A 21193-nucleotide genomic window follows, 5' to 3' on the forward strand; every position below is an offset into this window, starting at 1 on the left:
AAACCAGGTCGCACCCTTTACGGGTGCGTGGATTGAAATTAGCGGCACAGGCGGTTATAGAAAAAGAACTAAAAGGTCGCACCCTTTACGGGTGCGTGGATTGAAATTTTGATCAAGCCGCCTGTCGTCTCAAAGGTTTTTGTCGCACCCTTTACGGGTGCGTGGATTGAAATCTAGTCGATAGCGAAGTCTTTTTCTGTTGCTTATCGTCGCACCCTTTACGGGTGCGTGGATTGAAATTGTCATCCGCATTATCCATGTGATATAGTAAAAACGTCGCACCCTTTACGGGTGCGTGGATTGAAATTAAGTATTCTTTCTCAGCCTGTTCTTCTTGCGTGTCGCACCCTTTACGGGTGCGTGGATTGAAATTTTTGTTTGTTGGTAGGTTTCATCTTTTCGGTCATGGTCGCACCCTTTACGGGTGCGTGGATTGAAATTGTGATTGAGAACACACGTCAACCTCAAACCCGCCAGGTCGCACCCTTTACGGGTGCGTGGATTGAAATAATCGGTGCAACACCAGATGGCGGTGTTGTCACGTCGCACCCTTTACGGGTGCGTGGATTGAAATATATGTTGCAGGATATTTTTGAAGGTAATCTTTATAGTCGCACCCTTTACGGGTGCGTGGATTGAAATCACAGGCGAATTAGCTATACACCCAGGAAGTATGGTCGCACCCTTTACGGGTGCGTGGATTGAAATTAGGTCCGCAGATAACACACAGCAGTTTGATGTTAGTCGCACCCTTTACGGGTGCGTGGATTGAAATAAGGTGGGGTGACAGCTTACGCCACTGGGGGACTAGGGTCGCACCCTTTACGGGTGCGTGGATTGAAATATCATACCGCCAATAAATTGTTCCATAGAGGTTGCCCCGTCGCACCCTTTACGGGTGCGTGGATTGAAATCGCCTTGTCCACACCTGCTGTTTCAATTCCAACAGTCGCACCCTTTACGGGTGCGTGGATTGAAATAAAATCTGTCAAAATGTCACCAGGCATCATAATGCGGTCGCACCCTTTACGGGTGCGTGGATTGAAATTAATTACTCATTTAAGGTGGATGATAACCTGCATAAGTCGCACCCTTTACGGGTGCGTGGATTGAAATTGCAGTTTTTCAGCAACCAACTGAAAAAATGGGCTGTCGCACCCTTTACGGGTGCGTGGATTGAAATCAGGTTAGCAGTGATGATGTAAAAATATCTATCGAGTCGCACCCTTTACGGGTGCGTGGATTGAAATAGTGAACACGCTTTTGGTAACAGATTTTACCTAGAGTCGCACCCTTTACGGGTGCGTGGATTGAAATAAAAATTTTGTATATTTTACATTAGATTAATTGACAACGTCGCACCCTTTACGGGTGCGTGGATTGAAATCTGACGCCTTTATAAAAACAGAATAAAAAAGAGACCGTCGCACCCTTTACGGGTGCGTGGATTGAAATATCTCTTGGCAAAACCTATAAGAACTCAGTGTACTGGTCGCACCCTTTACGGGTGCGTGGATTGAAATTAAAGGCATTAGCTTTGTACGTGGTATTTTACAATCGTCGCACCCTTTACGGGTGCGTGGATTGAAATCTCTGCCTTGCCTGCCAGTATAAACAATTAAACCGTCGCACCCTTTACGGGTGCGTGGATTGAAATCCGGGGGTCTATTCGCCTGGGTCTAGTCAATCTCCGTCGCACCCTTTACGGGTGCGTGGATTGAAATTTTTTTAACTTAATTATAGGTTTTATTGTTTTTTTGTCGCACCCTTTACGGGTGCGTGGATTGAAATATATTTTTAGTATTTAAGCGTGCACCTGAGATTATGTCGCACCCTTTACGGGTGCGTGGATTGAAATAGTTAGTTGACTCCGGTAAATTTACGGATAAAGGTGTCGCACCCTTTACGGGTGCGTGGATTGAAATATGAGTGTAAGCAGTTTTTCTTGGGATAGTCCGGTCGCACCCTTTACGGGTGCGTGGATTGAAATAAAAAAAGCTTATGCAAGCGAAAAAACAGCGTATGATGGTCGCACCCTTTACGGGTGCGTGGATTGAAATTAGTTGCTTTTGTTGTTCTTCTCTGTAAGCCTTAGTCGCACCCTTTACGGGTGCGTGGATTGAAATATAATTTTAAAAATTATAAACACAATACCAAAACAGTCGCACCCTTTACGGGTGCGTGGATTGAAATAGAAGTTGGTATTGAAAATATTATAAATGAGATACTGTCGCACCCTTTACGGGTGCGTGGATTGAAATAGCAATACTCATAATGTCAGGCAATAGAGTCATGTCGCACCCTTTACGGGTGCGTGGATTGAAATAGTATGAAAAAGATGAATATATCAAAATGTTGGCTGTCGCACCCTTTACGGGTGCGTGGATTGAAATTCCTAGTAGTATGGCATTTAAGCAATCAGGAAGTGGTCGCACCCTTTACGGGTGCGTGGATTGAAATAGCCTGTGTCTGTGCTAGCCTTTTAAGGTTTTCGTTGTCGCACCCTTTACGGGTGCGTGGATTGAAATCCGTCAATGCTGCCAGGCAGAGCGTCCAAAGTCGGGTCGCACCCTTTACGGGTGCGTGGATTGAAATCCAAAAATTTAAAGGACATATATAAATTGTAAATAGTCGCACCCTTTACGGGTGCGTGGATTGAAATTCCGCAGATGTCACATGTTAGCGATACGCCTACGTCGCACCCTTTACGGGTGCGTGGATTGAAATCTGGGTAGCATTACACCGCCGAAGCGGTGCCATCGTCGCACCCTTTACGGGTGCGTGGATTGAAATTATACTGTATATATAATCTAATTAAGTACATGGATGTCGCACCCTTTACGGGTGCGTGGATTGAAATACCCCCTTCAATTTGTTAAGTTCCCGCCTGAGTAGTCGCACCCTTTACGGGTGCGTGGATTGAAATTAATTCTTTTTGCCACATCTTTACTTCTTTGTTAGTCGCACCCTTTACGGGTGCGTGGATTGAAATTTTTTTAATTTTAAATGTTTGTTTTGTTTCTGTAGTCGCACCCTTTACGGGTGCGTGGATTGAAATTTGAAATCCTTGTATGTAGTGAGGAGTTCGGTTAGTCGCACCCTTTACGGGTGCGTGGATTGAAATCGCCTTATCCAAAATTAAATCCTGCTCCTCACCACGTCGCACCCTTTACGGGTGCGTGGATTGAAATCATCTTCTTTTGGTAATCTCTCTGTTACTGGTATCGTCGCACCCTTTACGGGTGCGTGGATTGAAATTCGTGATTACCGGATTGAATAGACAATATTTTATCGTCGCACCCTTTACGGGTGCGTGGATTGAAATTTAGCTATATGCAATAAGAAAAAAGCTGGCTCAGTGTCGCACCCTTTACGGGTGCGTGGATTGAAATTGATGGTGTGTTTAGGTCTAGTTCCGTTTGGAATAGTCGCACCCTTTACGGGTGCGTGGTTTTTTTAAGTTAATTATATAAAGAATTAACAATAGATGATATTTGAATAACAAACAGTACTATACATTTTACAACTTCACAATCTCATACACCGAACCCCGATTTAAATCGGTCACATTTGCAGAACCATATACCCCCAAATATAATTTAGTTTGATTAATATTCGAACCAAGGCAGGTAAAAAAAGCTGCTTCGTTACCAAAATCATAATCAATATCAATCATATAATATTCATTCATTTGACATTCAGGTGTAAACCAAGTATAAGCCAAAACCCCACGGGGAGGAGATACTGTGTTTGTTCTTCTTGCAAAGTCAGTAAATACACAGCTTCCCATTAAACTTGGAATTTCATTTCCCATATATGCTTGGACTCCTGTAAGGGCTCTTCCTTGAAATTTATCCACTCTAGGGTCCTGATGATAATAGCAGCAAAGTGGATATATACGTTTGGTAGAGATTGTAATTGCTTCATTATAATAAGCTATTATCTTCTGATTCAAATTACTGTCACAGGGCCTAATTAATGATGTGGGAAGATCACCTTCCCACCCCCTCCATCCAAGATTAATAAAGCCTTCTTGATTAGAGGATGAATTCATAATATAAGACTTAACAATATCGGTTGCCGGTACCGGTCTATAATAGATAAAGGCGAATATAGATTCAACCAAATCCTGACCCACATTTCCGACATATTTTATATAGCGATCATTAAAAAATTGATATGATATTCCCGGAATATTACGAACACCCTTTGCAATAACTGTAAGACTTTCTAGTACCTGCAGTGAAAGTTCACTAAAACGGGTTACAACCGGCATATTATCTATGAATAGGTCCATATCAACATCGATTTCGATAATTTTACCTGCTATCTCATTATCAGTCTGGGCTAAATTAAAAGGATCATAACCTAAGCCTCCGTCTCCGATAGTTAGAACAAGCCTTCCGGTTTCAGGAGAAAAGTTTAAGCTGTTTACTCCATTGTGATTTGCAAATGGCCTTCTTATATTAAGTAATGTCCGTCTTTTAATCGGTTGTCCTTCATTTTGCAGCATCCATTCTTCTACCGTATCTATATGATCATATCTGTTTTCCCTGTCAGTCCATCTAAGATTTAGTGTATTTTCATCACAGGGATTTGGACTAAAGCCTCCTGGCAGAGCACCTGGTCCCTCAGAATCAGCTAAGGAATAGTGAAGGTAAAATAAGCCGTTATATCGAAAATTAGGGTGAAAAGCTAATCCTAACAGTCCACGCTCATCATATCCTCCATTAGTACCTAGTTGAAGAATATTTTGTCTTATATCTAAAAAAGTACCTATGGTATTATTTCTTATGTAAAAAATCTCACCGACTTGGGTTGCAATCATCAAAGTTTCTTCCTGGTCACCGGGAAAAATAGTAGTCTTAATTACAGTAGGAAGGTTTAAATTATGTACTATCGGTTGTAATCCAAGGCTTAATCTATCCAACATAATCTTTTCCTTTTAGCTTATTTCTATTATAGACTATGATGGTAATGATAGCGGATGTCGTAAACATTCTGTGAATAATATGTAAACAAACCATTAACAAATAAATGTAAGATAGCAAGATGGATTTAAAGAAATCTTAATATTTCATTGAATCAAAATGTTGGACAAGGCTTTAACTCTTTGGTAAGATTAGTGTGATGTTATATTTAGCTATATAAAGTCTTATTTTGAAAAATATTAAGTTTTTTATACTATATTATTGAGGAGTAATATATTATGAGTGAGAGTATTTTAATAGTTGATGACGAAAAAGAAATAGCAGATTTGGTTGAATTGTATTTGAAAAATGAAGGCTACCAGGTTTATAAATTTTACTCTGGTTACGAGGCTTTGGAATGTATAAAAAATAATAAATTAGATTTGGCTATACTTGATGTTATGCTTCCCGATATTGATGGTTTTAGGATTTGTCAGAAAATAAGAGAGCATTATTTCTTTCCTATAATTATGTTAACTGCTAAAGTTGAGGATATGGACAAGATTATGGGATTGACTCTTGGGGCTGATGATTATATTACTAAACCCTTTAATCCCTTAGAAGTTGTTGCCAGGGTAAAAACTCAGTTAAGAAGGTATATGAGATATAATCAATCTGAAGGAGGAAGTGACCTGCCTTTAAATAATGAGTTTGACTTTAAAGGTTTGGTGATTAATAAGGATACCCATAATTGTACTCTTTATGGAAAGCCACTTAATCTTACTCCCATTGAATTTTCGATTTTATGGTATTTATGTGAAAAGAGAGGGAAGGTAGTTTCTTCTGAGGAGCTTTTTGAGGCTGTGTGGGGAGAAAAGTTTTTGAATAATAATAATACAGTTATGGCTCATATCGGAAGATTAAGGGAAAAAATGAATGATTCATATAAGAATCCAAAGTTTATTAAGACGGTATGGGGGGTAGGATATCAGATTGAGTAAAAGAAAAGCTAAGAAAACTAATTTTAAGCGGGCATTATCCTTCCGTATATTAGTTCGTTTTTTTGCTACTATTATAATATACTCCATAGCCGTTATTACCTTGTTTATTGTAGCCAAGAATTTTTTAGGTTTATTTATTTGGTATGAACATGACTTACTATATAGAATTCTAAACACTATTGATGATAATTATATATTATTTTTTATCTTAGTAATGGGACTTGGTTATTTAATTATTTTTCTTTATTACTGGATTAGAACCATGGGGTATTTGGATAATATTATTAAGGCTACGGAAGTTATATATAATACGGAGGACGAATTAATTGAGCTGCCATCAGATTTAAAAGAAGTTGAATATCGGATGAATGAGATTAAAATGGATATTCAAAAAAATCAGCGGGCAGCAAAGGAGGCAGAACAAAGAAAAAATGATTTGGTGGTATATCTGGCCCATGATCTTAAGACACCACTTACATCTGTTATAGGATATTTAACTTTATTAAGAGATGAGAAAGATATTTCGGAGGAACTTAAGGATAAGTATCTATCCATAACCTTAGAGAAGGCAGAACGGCTTGAGGAGCTTATCAATGAATTTTTTGAGATAACCCGTTTTAGTCTTACCGACCTTACATTAGAAACAAGTAAAGTTAATCTTACTCGCATGTTAGAGCAGATTACCTTTGAATTTAAGCCCATGTTTTTAGAAAAAAACTTAAGTTATATACTGAATGTTTCCGATAATTTGATGATTAAATGTGATGCTAATAAAATGCAGAGGGTATTTGACAATATAATTCGAAATGCTATTAATTATAGCTTTCCTCAAACTACTATCGAAATATCTGTAGAAGAGTATAGTAGGGACATCAAGATAAGATTTACTAATCACGGTAATACTATCCCTGCTGAGAAGCTTGAAAGAATATTCGAGCAGTTTTACCGACTTGATAGCTCTAGAACATCCAATACCGGAGGAGCCGGTCTAGGACTTGCCATTGCCAAGGAAATAGTTGAACTTCATAAGGGTAAAATTAACGCAAAAAGTGATAACGATATCATAGAATTTGAGATTACCCTGCCATATATTTCGTAGGAAATTCGTAAGAATTTCTTAAGAGAATATTTAACAATTCTTATAGAAAAACGCAAAAATAGCACTCTCTAATTTGGTAATATTAAAGGGCCAAATATTTTGGGGAGTGCTTTTAATTTGCCTTCCTTATACACAAACGAAAAGATTAAAGGAGGATTACTATGAATAAGAAGAAAGTGGCAATTATATTTGGGGGATGTTCAGATGAATATCCTGTTTCACTTGAATCTGCTTATGCAATTATTTCACATATAGATAATAATTTATTTGAAACAATTTTGATAGGTATTACTAAAGAGGGTTCATGGTTTAGATATACAGGGGATATTGAAAAGATAAAAAATGATACCTGGTATGAGGATAAGGAAGCTTGTATACCGGCTATGATTTCAACTGATCGTAAATATCCCGGGCTTATAGAATTTAATATGGAAGAATTAAAATATTTAAAAATAGATGTGGTCTTTCCGGTACTCCATGGAAAAAACGGAGAAGACGGAACAGTTCAAGGCTTGATTGAATTGGCCGGTATTCCCTTAGTGGGTTGTGGAACTCTTAGCTCCGCCCTATGCATGGATAAGGATAGGGCTCATAGACTTGTCGAGACCTTAGGTATAAGTGTACCAAAGGCTATAGTTCTTTTAAGGCCTTATGATAATAAGGAACTTTTTGAAAAAACTAAAGAATTAAACTATCCTTTGTTTGTAAAACCCATAAAGAGCGGATCTTCTTTTGGTATTACTAAAGTTTATAATAAAGAAGATTTACCTAAAGCTGTAGAGATAGCCTTTATGCATGATGATGAAGTTATTATCGAGGAAAATATCGACGGTTTTGAAGTGGGCTGTGCCGTCATGGGTAATGATGAATTAATTATTGGGGAGATTGATGAGATAGAACTTACAGATGGATTTTTTGATTATACAGAAAAATATAATCTTAAAAAATCTTTTATTCATATGCCTGCCCGCATTGATAGGGACACTGCAGATAAGGTGAAAGAAACGGCTGCCAGTATCTATAAAATTCTCGGTTGCAGGGGACTTGCTAGGGTAGATATGTTTATAACTCCTGACAAGAGAATTGTATTTAATGAGGTTAATACTATACCTGGTTTTACAGCCCATAGCCGTTATCCTAATATGATGAAAGGTATTGGTATAGTATTTGATGAACTGATTACAAAATTAATAGAATTGGGTATGGAACAATGAAAACTATTACATTGTACAAAAATGATATTCATAAAGGCAGCCTTATATTAGTTAATAAGTTTTTCCCTATCGTAAGATCTGAAGATGATATATTGATGAGGGCTATTGATGATGATAATCAGGATATATACCTAGAAAGCACTACTGCAGCAGTCTTAAGTCATATGTTTATTACCCTTAATTGCCAGGAGAATATTGTACCTATAAGCGGTTACAGGTCTTTTAAGAAGCAGCAGAGCATATATGAAAAATCCTTGAGGGATAATGGAAGGGAGTTTACTGAAAAATATGTGGCCCTGCCAAATCATAGTGAGCATCAAACCGGTTTGGCAGTTGATCTGGCCTTAAAGCGTGACAATATAGATTTTATTTGTCCGGATTTTCCCTATCAAGGTATATGTAATGATTTTCGTAATAAAGCACCCCTATATGGCTTTATTGAAAGGTACCAAAAAGGCAAGGAGGAAATTACCGGTATAGGACACGAGCCATGGCACTTTAGATATGTCGGTTACCCTCATTCCTTGATTATGAATAAGTATAATCTGGTCTTAGAGGAGTATATAGATTTAATTAGATTATATCCTTATAAAAGAAAGCATTATCTAACCTATCTATATAATCAAGCAGTTGAAATTTTTTATGTAGATACCTCCTATAAGTCCATAGAATTGCCGGAGGATGCTATTCATCAGATATCAGGTAATAATGTGGATGGTTTTATAGTTACTTTATGGAGGTGAAGAAGTGAAAAAGACAAAAGAATACGGAGGAATTGACTATTTCAGAATTATTGCAGCTTTACTTATAGTGGCAATACATACTTCACCGCTGGCTTCTATAAGTAATATAGCTGACTTTATACTTACCCGTGTTATTGCAAGAGTCGCTGTACCATTTTTCTTTATGACTTCGGGCTTTTTCCTATTTTCAAATGGCAGTGCTAAGGAAGAAAAAATCAAGAGGTTTCTTAAGAAAACATCAGTTATATATCTAGTAACTATTGTTTTATATATTCCTATTAATTTTTATGCAGGATATTTTTATAAGAAAAATTTACTGTTTAATATTATAAAAGATATTATATTTGATGGTACCATCTATCATCTTTGGTATCTGCCTGCTGCTATACTTGGGGTAGCCTTAGTTTCCTTATTGATTAAATATATGTCTCTAAATAGAGCCTTTATAATATCTTGCATTTTATATTTTATTGGTGTATTCGGCGACAGTTATTATAAAATTGCAGCTAAATCTGCAGTGATAAAAGATGTATACAAGGTAATATTCATCTTTTCAGATTATACTCGTAACGGTATATTTTTTGCTCCTATATTTTTGCTACTGGGCAGTCTTGTATCTAAAAATATTAATAAATTTAAGAAAAAAGAGGGTCTGTTATATCTTTATATATTTGTCGCCCTTATGATGGTAGAAGCTTTGCTCTTAAGAAATTTTAATCTTATGCGGCATGATAGTATGTATTTTATGCTGATACCATGTATGTATTTTCTTTTTTCACTTATTGTTAGTTACAAAGTATCCAGTCGTAAGGAATTTAGAAATATATCCTTGCTAATTTATCTAATACATCCCATGGTCATAATTATGATCCGTGGAGGGGCAAAATTTTTAGGGATGAAGGCGATTTTAGTTGATAACAGTATAATTCATTATATCTTAGTAACATTGTGTTCAGGGATTATTGCAGTGATTATAGCTTATTATATGGATAAGAAAAAAGACTCTTATCCTAAGAATAGTAAAAATAAAAACAGCAAAAAAACTTGCCGTTCCTGGATAGAAATTAATATGGGAAATTTAGAGCATAATGTTAAGGAATTAAAAAGTGTTATGCCAAAAAGGTGTAAATTTATGGCAGTTGTAAAGGCCAATGCCTATGGTCATGGTGCCATAGAGATATCAAGGCATCTAAATAGGATAGGAGTAGATGCTTTTGCCGTTGCTACAATTGATGAAGCTATAGAACTTAGAAAGAACGGGATACAGGGAGAAATATTAATTCTTGGTTATACCGATGTATCTAGGGCTAATGAATTAAATCATTATCATTTAATACAGACAGTGATTGACTATGAGTATGCCTGTATGTTGAATAGCCAGAAAAAATCACTACAGGTACATATAAAGATAGATACGGGTATGCATAGATTGGGCATACCGGTTGAGGATATTGATAAGATATCAAAGGTTTTTCATATGGATATGTTAAAAGTAACTGGTATCTTTACTCACTTATGTGTAGCTGATCAGCTAGATGAAGAAGCTGAAAAATTCACAAAAGAGCAAATTGACAAGTTTTATGGATTGTTAAATAGGTTAGAGCTTAGTGGCATTACTATACCGAAAGTGCATATTCAAAGCAGTTATGGGTTATTGAATTATCCACAGTTAACTTGTGATTATGCCCGTATAGGAATTGCTTTATATGGTTGTTTAAGTACCTGGGAAGATAGGACAAGGATAGGTTTATCACTGCGTCCGGTATTATCCCTAAAATCCAAAATTGCTATTATTAGAAATGTTGAAAAAGGAGAAGGGGTTAGTTATGGAAGAGATATACATGTCACAAGGGATAGTCGCATTGCCGTACTTCCCTTAGGATATGCAGATGGTCTGCCCAGAAATCTTTCAGACGGGACCGGTAGTGTACTAATCCATGGTACTAAAGTTCCAATTGTCGGTAGAATTTGCATGGACCAGCTATTGATTGATGTAACAGATATGCCTAAGGTCAAAACAGGGGATATTGCTACCTTAATTGGTATAGACGGTAAGGAAGAAATACTGGCTGCAAATTTGGCAAAAAAGGCAGGTACTATAACAAATGAATTATTAAGCAGGCTAGGAGGGCGAATTGAGAGGGTGTATTTAAAATAGATTAGATGCACAAAAGATGTCCTAAGCAAAAAAATGGAGCATATCAGTGATATGCTCCATTTTTTTTATTGTAGATAAATAAGAATCTCTAATTCAAGTTCTTATATTTAAATATAAAATCATACCTATAAATATATCATAATAATAAGGAAGTTGTTTATTGAAAAAAATAAACTTAGTTTATCAAATAGGCTTAGGTGGTATATTAACATCAATTACAGTAATATTACAGTCAGCACCGGTATTTTTACCTATCATTGGCTTAATACTTAGCCCTTTTAGTACCCTGCCTGTAGCTTTGGCAGCCTTAATAAATGTTTATCTTGGCCTAGGGGTTTTTACATCTTCCTTATTTATTCTATTAATAGTAAGTATACAGGAAGGGGCAATATTTCTATTTGCCACAGGTATTCTTGGAATTGTACTTGGTAGTCTGCTTTTTAGAAAGGGAATACTTATTACAATTCTAGCCTCTAGTTTAACATTATCAATAGGTATGATTTTACTAACTTTAATAGTTGCCATCCCTGGGTTTGTATATATGGTGACTTGTTTTGCATTTATATTTATTATAATTATATACCTTATGTTTTCCTTGGCATATGTAAGTATATGGACCATATGCTTTAGACGATTAGCAAATTATTTATTTAAAATAAATATATTTGGGAAGTTTTATAATTAAAAATCCTTTTATTTGCCATATACAAGTTTTAAAACTCCGCTTGCTTCTACCCCTTTAATTATTAAAAAGAATAAAAAGGTTTCAAAGGGTAGCATAATCAATTCTTTAAGAGCCCTAGGGGGAAGCAGTTGTAAAAATGTCATTCCGGTTAAATGGGTAAGCCAGTAACTTCCCAGAATAAAACTTACAATAATCATCTGCACTATATTGGCGGCAAGGATACGAGTTATGCTAACGGGTTTTTTGTATAGAAAAATTCCGTATATAATACCGCTTATTAATGCGTTAAATGTAAACCCGGGATGAAAAGTACCGGTAGGCTTAACTATAAAATTAAGTATATCCATAGCTGCACCAAAAAGGCCGCCTACCAAAGGGCCAAACAGAAAGTATACTAATCGGCTGGGGAGAAAAGAAAAGAATCCAATCTTGAGAAACTTTGTTACCATCACCGTTGTAAAGCTGTTCAATACAATAGAAATTGCTCCAAACATAGCTGTAATGGTGATGCATTTAACACTTTTTAGTTCTTTTGAAGAGTCCTTAAATGATTTTAAAATTTTACGCAAAAAAACTACCTCCTTTGCAATTGTCCCACTACAAAAAGAGATAATATCAAATAAAAATATTTGATTATGTTATCTAAATGTAGCAGCGGGATGCGAACTATGTACCGCAAGTTTCCTTTTCGTCCGGCTGACAACTCCCCGTTCAACCGGCACTTAACGCACATAATCCTACTCTGCTTGTTCTATTTTATTGAGTATGATAAGGATAACATATATTTTTAAATTTTGCAAATAGTTTTTTGATATAAAATAATGTAAATATATGAGATATGATGGTATGCAGATAATATTAATTATGATAGTATAAAAGATAAGGCAAAACAATATGGGTAAAAAGGATGTGTGTAAAATGTCAATTATATATATAAACTATGGTACTAAGCTGCAAGAGATTACATATGAAATAATGAAAGAAGCTAATATTAAAGCCGGTTTAAATTCCGATATGACAATTGGTATTAAGCCAAATCTGGTGGTGTCACGGCCGGCTAAGGAGGGGGCTACAAGCCATCCGGAAATTGTTGAGGGGATAATACAATATCTTCAGGAAGCAGGAATTAAAAACATTATAATTCTTGAGGGCTCCTGGATAGGTGATAGTACACAGAAAGCGTTTGAAAATTGCGGTTATTCTGCCCTTGCCAAAAAATATAAGGTAAAACTTGTAGACACCAAACATGATAATGCCATAAGAAAAGAGAGTAAAGGCATACAGCTAAATGTATGTGAAAGTGCCCTAGCGGTTGACTATCTAATTAATGTCCCTGTTCTTAAAGGCCACTGTCAGACAGGCCTAACTTGCTGCCTTAAGAACTTAAAAGGATGTATTCCCGACAGTGAAAAAAGAAGGTTTCATACCTTGGGACTGCATACGCCTATTGCGGCTCTAAATGCCATTCTTCGTCCCTCCTTGCATATAGTAGATTCAATATGTGGGGATTTATCCTTTGAGGAGGGGGGGAATCCTGTGGTGGCAAACCGTATTATGCTTGGTTTTGATCCGGTACTATTAGATTCTTACGGAGCACAACTTATAGGATATGATCCGGATGAAATAGTTCATCTGCGTATTGCAAAGGAATATGGTTTAGGAAATTATATTTCAGATGAAACAAATATTATAGAATTGAATAGCCAAAATCGCCCCCTTGTAAATATTAAAGCCAACCCTATAGGTAGCCTTTTAAGTAAATATATAGAAGAGGACAGTGCCTGTTCCGCTTGCTATGCCTCCCTTATATATGCCCTGGATAAGCTTGATAGGTATAAAGGAGACAGGATAAAAATAGGACAAGGTTTTAAAGGAAAAAAAATAAAAGGACTTGGAGTAGGACAGTGTACATCAGGATGTGAGCAATATGTTAAAGGCTGTCCACCAAAGGCAAGTGATATTATTAAAATTCTTGAAAATCTTTGATTTTCATTAATTATTACTTTCATCAGGTAAGTTTACTAATTGCCTAATAAGCGGTAAATATGCCTTTTGAATTACATGGAACAAATGTATGTACCTGTCCAGCTTTTACTTCGTGAATACATAGGCAAATATCGCCTTGATGAGATACTTGAAAATAGAGATCAAATAGCGGATTATGTATATAATCCTTAACACTGCAAAGCTAATGGATGAGAATCAGACTCTGTATAAATTAAAGGAACTTGAATATATTGAAAAGATATGTGAAAATGTTGGTAATATTACAGTCGGTGGCGGAACGGATTTACTGTCACAGCTAACTAAAATAATAAAAGGAGAATCATAATGATAGAAATAAAGGGAAGTGTATCATCTGCAAAGGTGTTCACTGATACCATTGAGGAAGGTGCCATAGCACAGATTAAACAACTGTGCGATATGGAATATACAAAAGGCTCAAAAATACGGATTATGCCTGACGTTCATGAGGGGGCAGGCTGTACCATCGGAACTACAATGACTATATCAGATAAGGTAGTACCAAATCTGGTTGGAGTAGATATAGGCTGCGGCATGGAGACTATTCTAATTACTAATAAGCATATAGAACTGCAAAAACTTGATAAATTAATATATTCAAAAATACCCTCCGGAAGGAATATTCGAGAAAAGCCCCATAAATACAATGATGAGATTGACTTAAGCCTTCTTCGCTGCTATAAAAAAGTTAATGTCCATAGGGCAATTCATTCAATAGGTACACTAGGAGGGGGTAATCATTTTATAGAAGCTAATAAGGATGAGGAAGGAAATATATATATTGTAATTCATTCCGGAAGCCGTCACTTGGGCAATGAAGTGGCAAAGTATTATCAAGATATGGGATATAAACGTCTGAATGGAAATGATAAAAAAGCCCTTGAAGAATTAATAGCTGAATATAAGCAAAGTGGCAGGGAAAAAGAATTACAGTCAGCAATAGACAATTTAAAAAAGCAGGAACTTACAAATATCCCTTATTCTCTTGCCTATGTCAGTGATGATTTGTTTGAAGATTATATTCATGATATGCAGATTATACAGCGCTTTGCCAGTTTAAATCGTAAGGCTATGGCCGATGAGATTATCCGTGGAATGAAGTTAGATCCTATAGAACAATTTACCACCATACATAACTATATAGATACTGAAGATATGATATTACGAAAAGGGGCAGTATCTGCCAAGCTTGGTGAAAAAATACTTATACCCATTAATATGAGGGACGGAAGCTTAATTTGTGTAGGAAAAGGTAATGAAGACTGGAACTATTCAGCTCCCCATGGTGCAGGCAGATTAATGAGCCGAATCGAGGCGAAAAACACCTTTACTCTTTCAGAGTTTAAAGAGCAAATGAAGGATATTTATACCACTTCGGTAAGTAATGATACCCTGGATGAATGTCCCATGGCCTATAAAGATATGACTGATATACTTAATAATATTGAACACACTGCAGAGGTAATTAAAATCATAAAACCCATTTATAATTTTAAGGCAAGTGAATAAAAATATTATATAAAAGTAAAAGGGGCTGTGGCACTATTTTAATAAGTGCCAAGCCCCGATTTAAATATTTTATAGAAACAATATAATATAAAGAAGTACAAATATTTTATTACAATTCTTCCGCTAGCCCTAGGACTGCTATACCGGTCATTACAATTATAATTAAAATATAATGCTGCTTACTTAATTTTTCCTTTAAGAATATTCTTGAAAGAATAACCGATACTATACTGTAAGAGGCGATAAGGGGCGCCGCTATAACTGCATTATTGGACATGGCATATACATAGAAAAATTGTCCTGCAGTTTCAAATATAGCTGCAGATGCTCTTACCGGCTCCTTTAATACATTGAACTTTTGCTTTTTAATAGCTATAAGATAAATTAAAGAGAAAATAGCATATAAAAGCCAGGTAAATTCATATGCTAAAAGGGCAGCTTCTTCACTAATTAAGCTAAGTTCGTCAAGATAAATTCCGTCCGCCGCAGTTCCTATGGCATCAAGTATAGCATATAGGATAGGGAAGGTTATGGCTAGGACTCCTATTTTATATTTAGGATCAACCGATACATTCTCTGCCTTAAGAGCGGCAGTCTGTAATTTTTTCTCTAAAACTGCTAGGCCTACAACTCCGCCGGTAATTAATACAATACCTAATATATTAAGTGCTCCCAATTGTTGAGGGAAAATTAAAATCAATGCAATAGCAGTTATGGCTCCTGAAGAATTTTGAACCGGTGATGATATAGAAAGTTCTATATAACGCAGTCCCCAGTATCCCACCAGCATAGATAAGATATAGAAAAAGGATACGGGCAAGTATTTCACCATATCAAAAGGATCAAAGCTTATACCTTTTGTCAGCATGTATATAACACCATGAATACCCATTACAATACCAACCATAATTCCAATCTTAACATGACTATACTTGTCATTGCTGTCGGATCCTTTTTTATAGAATAGATCAGCAGTGCCCCAAGAAAGAGTAGTTAAAACCGCAAATAAAAACCACATATGATGTCTCCTTCAAATAATTATAGTTATTTGCTTAAGTCAATAGGACTTGTTTAACAAACGGTATTATTATAAATGAAAATTTGCTAATAGTCCATACAAAAATTAAATAAGTATAAAAAAATAAAAAAAGTATAAAAAAAAGGAGTCTTTTTATAAAAGAGCTCCTTTTCACATAAATATAGGTAGATATAAAAGTTAGGTGGATTATTTATATTAAGTGTGCATTAAGCAGACTTTACTTTAGCATAGTTTGCAGAAACTTCATCCCAGTTTAGGACTTCAAAGAAGGCACCAATATAATCACCACGAAGATTCTTGTATTTCAAATAGTAGGCATGTTCCCAAACATCTATACCAAGAATCGGAATCCACTTGCCACTACTTTCTATAATAGGATTATCCTGATTAGGACTAGAAGATACTTGAAGTTCTCCATTCTTATCAGCAGATAACCATGCCCAGCCGGAACCAAATCTAGAAAGGGCAGTAGCAGTAAGTTTTTCCTTTAAAGAGTCAAAACTACCGAAGTTCTTTTCAATCTGCTTTGCTAATTCACCCTGTGGTTCTTTGCTTCCCCCGGGCTTTAAAGTAGCAAAGTATAAGTTGTGGTTATAAAAACCACCACCGTTGTTTCTTACGGAATTTCTTAAGGCTTCATCTGAAATATCAGAAAGATTTTTAAAAATATCCTCTATGGATGAATCTTTCAGATTAGGCAATTTCTCAATGGCCCCATTAAGGTTATTAGTATAGGCGGCGTGATGCTTAGAATAATGGGTATTCATAGTCAGCTCATCAATATAAGGCTCCAGTGCATTAAAATTATAATTAAGTTCGATTTGTTTAAACATATTAAAATCCTCCTTTATAAATAATTGTTTTTAAATAATAGAAATAACATGAATTTCTTTTATAATAAAAATGTCTTTATCAAATTGTATGCAATATAATTGTAAACATATTATTGCACACAATTAAATATAATGCAAGTAAATATAATTGATTTTATAAAATTTTTATAATTTCTATAAATTAGTATGTCAGAGGATGTTTTAATCAGATAAAAATTAGAAAAACAGATAAAGAAAACTGACACAAAATTTATAAAATAAAAGGGTTACCGTGATTTTCACAGTAACCCTAAATGACTTTTATGTGACAGTCTTATATAAGTATATTTTATTCTTCGATTAAAGTTCCTAGGCCCAATGCCGAATTAACAGGAAGGGAGAAACAGATTCCTTTACCGGGAGTATTAATACCTACTTCATGGGAAATGCTCTCCATTATTTTATGATGGGATTCACGGGGAGCCAGTATCAATATAATATCTTTCTCCGGTTGTATAGTTATACCAAGGAATTTTACAGCTTCTTCTGTAGCCAATCCTCTGCCGTGGAGTAAGGTACCTCCGGTGGCGCCGGCTGAATTTGCAGCTTCCATGACTTGGTCAAAACTTCCCTTATTAACAATCGTTATTATTAAATTATATGGATGTGCAGACATTATTATCTCCTCCTGTTCTAATGTATGATCCATCTTAATCTTACTGCATATTTGGGTTATATAACTACTTGCACTTCCTATTGGGATGGTAAATGTTATACCGGTTCCCGGTTTGTTAAATTCAATCTTATTATGCAGTGTATTTAAAATATGATTAGATAAAGGCCTAGGCTGAACACTTATAGATATGGCTTTTTTGGGGCTACCAAAGCCTAGTATTTCATAAACTTCTGACTGTGCCATACCAATACCATGGGTAAGAAAGTGTATGGGCGGATGAAGTTTTTTGAAATAATCACTTAATTTATGTTCTAAACTACTGTCAACAATAGTAATCATAACCTCCAAACATGCATCGGATTTAATAGCCATCTTTATACCTCCGCTTCAATGTTTTTAGTATGGGCATCATCTTTTGTGCTATTATACCTGTTAATATCATTTACGTCTACTCTTTCTTCAACATTATCAGAAGATACATCTTCTTCTATATCTTCGTCATCATAGTATATTATATTATCATCTCCTACAGGAAGGGGATTTTGATTTTGAATTTTTCTTAATTTTATAACATAAGTTAATCCGAATAACTGTAAGGTTATTACCGGAGTCATGGCAATGAGTGCAACAATACCAAAGGCATCCGAATATATATTACCCCCTAAAGCCTCAGAGGCGCCGATAGCAAAAGGTAATAAAAAGGTGGCGGCCAGAGGACCGGATGCTACGGCACCGGAATCAAAGGCAATAGATGTAAATAAGGGGGGAACAATAAAGGTCAAAATCAGTGCAATAAGGTATCCGGGAATAACAAAATATAGTATAGATATTCCGGTTATGACCCTTATCATGGATAAGGCAACTGATACACCTACACCTAATGAAAGACCAAGACCCATGGCCTTTGCTGAGATGGATCCTTCTGTTACCTCTTCAACTTGTTCCTTAAGTACAAAAACTGCCGGTTCTGCAGCTACTACAAAGTAGCCCATAATTAGTCCAATCAAAACTAAAACCCATGTAGGTATGTTTTGTACTAAAGTATTACCTAACAGATAGCCTGCAGGCATAAAACCAATATTAACACTTAGAAGAAAAAGTACAAGTCCCACAAATGTATAGATAGTACCTATAGTTATTCTAAGTATATTTTTTTTACTTAGATGTAATTTGGTAACCTGATAGATAGAAAATAGCAACAGCATAGGAAATAGAGCTAAAGCAACTTGTCTCATATATTCAGGTATGTTTATTAGAAATAGTCTAATGATATTTGAAATAGAATTTATTTCAGGTAATGTTAAGGCACTTCCACCGGCAGGATTAAAAAACATACCTAAAATCATAACTGTAATAATAGGTCCTATAAGGCATAGGGATATTAGTCCGAAGCTGTCTTCCTCAGATGTCTTATCGCCACGAACTGATGCTAAGCCGAGTCCTAGGGCCATTATAAAGGGAACCATAATAGGTCCGGTTGTAACAGCACCGGATTCAAAAGCTATGGATAGAAAGTTCTTCTCGGTAAAAGCAGATAATATGAAGGCTATAGCATAACATGCCATAAGTATATAGGATAGTTTTATCTGAAATAATATACGAAGGAATGCCAATATAAGAGCTAATCCGACTCCCAGGGCTACAGCCATAATGATAAAAGCATCAGGGACGCCGTTAATCTGGCCTGCCAATACAAATAAATCCGGTTCTGCAACCGTAACAAAAACTCCAATTAAAAATGTTAGAAAGATAATAAATATAAGATTTTTACTTTTAACAAGAGCGGCACCTATATTTTCTCCTATAGGCATTAAGGAGATATCGACTCCTAAGTTAAATAATGCAATACCCAATATCATAACAAAAGCACTTATTAAAAAGAGCATCATATTATACAAAGACATGGGAGCTACAGTAAAGTTTAGTATTGCTACAATAATTATAATTGGAAGGACTGATAAAGCTGCTTCCTTAAACTTTGATAGTAATAATTTTTTCATGTGTCACCTCGCAGATTTTTTTAGTAGCATCTTTAGCCACAACGGGGTGTTGTAAATAGCTATAGAAAATTATGCATACATAATCTATTATACTAAATTTAGAAAAGCAATTCAACATAAAGCACAACATGCAAATGTTAAAAAAGTATAAATAGTATGAACATTTGCAAAATTAATAAGGTAAGAAAGGATATTGGATTTCCAATATCCTTTCTTAGTATAAAGAATAAGTTTACTGTATATTCCCCACATTGTAAATTAAATGATGCAACTTATTATAAATAAATGATCTTTTATTTTATTCAGTTACATAAACAGTGCATCGTACCTTAGTTCCATCTTCTTTAACATAGATATAAGCCCTGCCTTTTTTTACCCCTGTAACTTGGCCTAGACAATTTACGGTTGCAACATTTGGGTTACTGCTAGACCATTCCGGATAATTGCCGGAGGAAACATAGGCACTTAAGAGCTTAGTTTCCCCGGTTTTTATGCTTATCTCAGATGCACTAAGTTTAATTTGAGGTTTTTTAACTATAACTTCACAGGTTTGAGAAACACCATCAACAGTAGCTGTTATAATGGCAGTTCCGTTTTTAATTGCCGTAACCGTACCGTCTGGGTTTATGATTGCCACGGTTTTTTTATTGGACTTCCAACTAGGATCTACTCCCGATGATACCTTGGCAATTAATTTTTCACTTTGCCCCCGGTATAAGGTAATTTTCTTCTTATTCAAGGTCACTGTGGGATGTTTGACTTTGACCTTACAGCTTGCCCTACTGCCATCGGCAGTAACAGTTATGGTAGTTTCCCCGGGTTTTAAACCCAGTACATTCCCTTGGTCGTCAACCGTGGCTACGCTTTTTCGGCTACTTTTCCAAGTAACTGAGGATTTGTTAGAGGTGGTTGCAGACAGGGTATAGCTTTCACCCCGTTCTATAGAGATGGAAGATTGGCTGATTGTAATTGTGGTTTTCTTAACCGTTACTTTGCAGGAGGCTTCTGCATTATTAATTTTAGCTGTAATTGTAGCTGTACCGGCTTTTTTTGCAGTAACTTTTCCATAGGAATTGACAGAAGCAATGCTAGAACTACTGCTCGACCATTTTGGTTTTTTCCCATTGGAAGTAAGAGCAATAATATAAAACTCATCGCCGATATTTACGGTTTTTTTATATCTTGATAAAAGGACAAAGGAGAGAGAGTTAGAAGCTTCCACATATCTTATGTTTGAGAAACTAAGAAAAATGAGTAAAAAAGATAAAAAAACAGAAATTAAGATTTTTTTAGATTTAGTCATTAGCATCCTCCATTCTATA

Annotated in this window: 16 protein-coding genes, 1 CRISPR repeat array and 1 riboswitch (1 of these 18 cut by a window edge); of the genes, 9 read left to right on the forward strand and 7 right to left on the reverse strand. The window is 35.7% G+C overall.

The annotated features are described in order from the left end of the window. Nucleotides 1-3459: a CRISPR direct-repeat array (repeat unit 32 nt; unit sequence GTCGCACCCTTTACGGGTGCGTGGATTGAAAT) (it extends 1273 nt beyond the left edge of the window). A gap of 61 nt (nucleotides 3460-3520) precedes the next feature. Further along, the gene (locus SD1D_RS02675) at nucleotides 3521-4933 is read right to left on the reverse strand and encodes a PQQ-dependent sugar dehydrogenase (RefSeq protein ID WP_330398632.1); all 1413 of its coding nucleotides are present in this window, start codon (nucleotides 4931-4933) and stop codon (nucleotides 3521-3523) included. 276 nt (nucleotides 4934-5209) lie between these two features. On the opposite strand from SD1D_RS02675, the gene vanR reads away from it, so the two are divergent. The 6 genes from vanR (at nucleotide 5210) to SD1D_RS02705 (ending at nucleotide 11810) form a co-directional block, all read left to right on the forward strand. Continuing rightward, complete coding sequence (gene vanR / locus SD1D_RS02680) at nucleotides 5210-5911, forward strand: VanR-ABDEGLN family response regulator transcription factor (RefSeq protein WP_058257491.1); 702 nt, start codon at nucleotides 5210-5212, stop codon at nucleotides 5909-5911. Continuing rightward, the gene (gene vanS / locus SD1D_RS02685) at nucleotides 5898-7010 is read left to right on the forward strand and encodes a vancomycin resistance histidine kinase VanS (RefSeq protein WP_087758732.1); all 1113 of its coding nucleotides are present in this window, start codon (nucleotides 5898-5900) and stop codon (nucleotides 7008-7010) included. The genes vanR and vanS overlap by 14 nt, the downstream gene beginning before the upstream one ends. Nucleotides 7011-7171: 161 nt before the next feature. Continuing rightward, entirely contained in the window at nucleotides 7172-8224 is a 1053-nt protein-coding gene (gene vanG, locus SD1D_RS02690) for a D-alanine--D-serine ligase VanG (protein WP_058257493.1), read from the forward strand. After that, on the forward strand, nucleotides 8221-8967 hold the full coding sequence (locus SD1D_RS02695; protein WP_058257494.1) for a M15 family metallopeptidase: 747 nt from the start codon (nucleotides 8221-8223) through the stop codon (nucleotides 8965-8967). Before vanG ends, SD1D_RS02695 begins: the two co-directional genes overlap by 4 nt. A gap of 4 nt (nucleotides 8968-8971) precedes the next feature. Continuing rightward, on the forward strand, nucleotides 8972-11125 hold the full coding sequence (vanT, locus tag SD1D_RS02700) for a serine racemase VanT catalytic subunit (RefSeq protein WP_058257495.1): 2154 nt from the start codon (nucleotides 8972-8974) through the stop codon (nucleotides 11123-11125). Between the two features lie 160 nt (nucleotides 11126-11285). Further along, nucleotides 11286-11810 carry a hypothetical protein gene (locus tag SD1D_RS02705; RefSeq protein WP_058257496.1) on the forward strand — a complete coding sequence of 175 codons (525 nt, stop codon included), beginning with the start codon at nucleotides 11286-11288 and terminating at the stop codon, nucleotides 11808-11810. A gap of 8 nt (nucleotides 11811-11818) precedes the next feature. On the opposite strand, the gene SD1D_RS02710 is transcribed toward SD1D_RS02705, so the two are convergent. Then, on the reverse strand, nucleotides 11819-12379 hold the full coding sequence (locus SD1D_RS02710; RefSeq protein WP_058257497.1) for a folate family ECF transporter S component: 561 nt from the start codon (nucleotides 12377-12379) through the stop codon (nucleotides 11819-11821). Nucleotides 12380-12460: 81 nt separating this feature from the next. Beyond that, nucleotides 12461-12557, reverse strand: a riboswitch (THF riboswitch). Nucleotides 12558-12728: 171 nt separating this feature from the next. On the opposite strand from SD1D_RS02710, the gene SD1D_RS02715 reads away from it, so the two are divergent. The 3 genes from SD1D_RS02715 to SD1D_RS02725 all read left to right on the forward strand — a co-directional run bounded on the left by SD1D_RS02715 (nucleotide 12729) and on the right by SD1D_RS02725 (nucleotide 15344). After that, a complete protein-coding gene (locus SD1D_RS02715; protein ID WP_058257498.1) occupies nucleotides 12729-13796 on the forward strand; it encodes a DUF362 domain-containing protein in 1068 nt (355 codons plus the stop codon). Between the two features lie 175 nt (nucleotides 13797-13971). Beyond that, complete coding sequence (locus tag SD1D_RS02720; RefSeq protein ID WP_157893087.1) at nucleotides 13972-14142, forward strand: hypothetical protein; 171 nt, start codon at nucleotides 13972-13974, stop codon at nucleotides 14140-14142. Next, on the forward strand, nucleotides 14142-15344 hold the full coding sequence (locus SD1D_RS02725) for an RtcB family protein (protein ID WP_058257499.1): 1203 nt from the start codon (nucleotides 14142-14144) through the stop codon (nucleotides 15342-15344). The genes SD1D_RS02720 and SD1D_RS02725 overlap by 1 nt, the downstream gene beginning before the upstream one ends. Nucleotides 15345-15453: 109 nt before the next feature. Here SD1D_RS02725 and SD1D_RS02730 read toward each other — a convergent pair whose 3' ends face one another. From SD1D_RS02730 to SD1D_RS02750, 5 genes are all read right to left on the reverse strand, one after another. Then, nucleotides 15454-16362, reverse strand: a complete 909-nt coding sequence (locus tag SD1D_RS02730; protein WP_058257500.1) for an EamA family transporter — start codon at nucleotides 16360-16362, stop codon at nucleotides 15454-15456. 227 nt (nucleotides 16363-16589) lie between these two features. Beyond that, nucleotides 16590-17216: a superoxide dismutase gene (locus tag SD1D_RS02735; RefSeq protein ID WP_058257501.1), complete on the reverse strand. Its 627-nt coding sequence runs from the start codon at nucleotides 17214-17216 to the stop codon at nucleotides 16590-16592. A gap of 328 nt (nucleotides 17217-17544) precedes the next feature. Further along, on the reverse strand, nucleotides 17545-18243 hold the full coding sequence (locus SD1D_RS02740; RefSeq protein ID WP_058257502.1) for a P-II family nitrogen regulator: 699 nt from the start codon (nucleotides 18241-18243) through the stop codon (nucleotides 17545-17547). A 2-nt stretch (nucleotides 18244-18245) separates the two neighbouring features. After that, a complete protein-coding gene (locus tag SD1D_RS02745; protein ID WP_087758733.1) occupies nucleotides 18246-19871 on the reverse strand; it encodes a DUF1538 domain-containing protein in 1626 nt (541 codons plus the stop codon). Nucleotides 19872-20169: 298 nt separating this feature from the next. Beyond that, nucleotides 20170-21174, reverse strand: a complete 1005-nt coding sequence (locus SD1D_RS02750; protein WP_058257503.1) for an Ig-like domain-containing protein — start codon at nucleotides 21172-21174, stop codon at nucleotides 20170-20172. Nucleotides 21175-21193: the final 19 nt, after the last annotated feature.

The sequence above is a fragment of the Herbinix luporum genome (assembly GCF_900070325.1).
GTDB classification, from domain to species: Bacteria; Bacillota; Clostridia; order Lachnospirales; family Lachnospiraceae; genus Mobilitalea; species Mobilitalea luporum.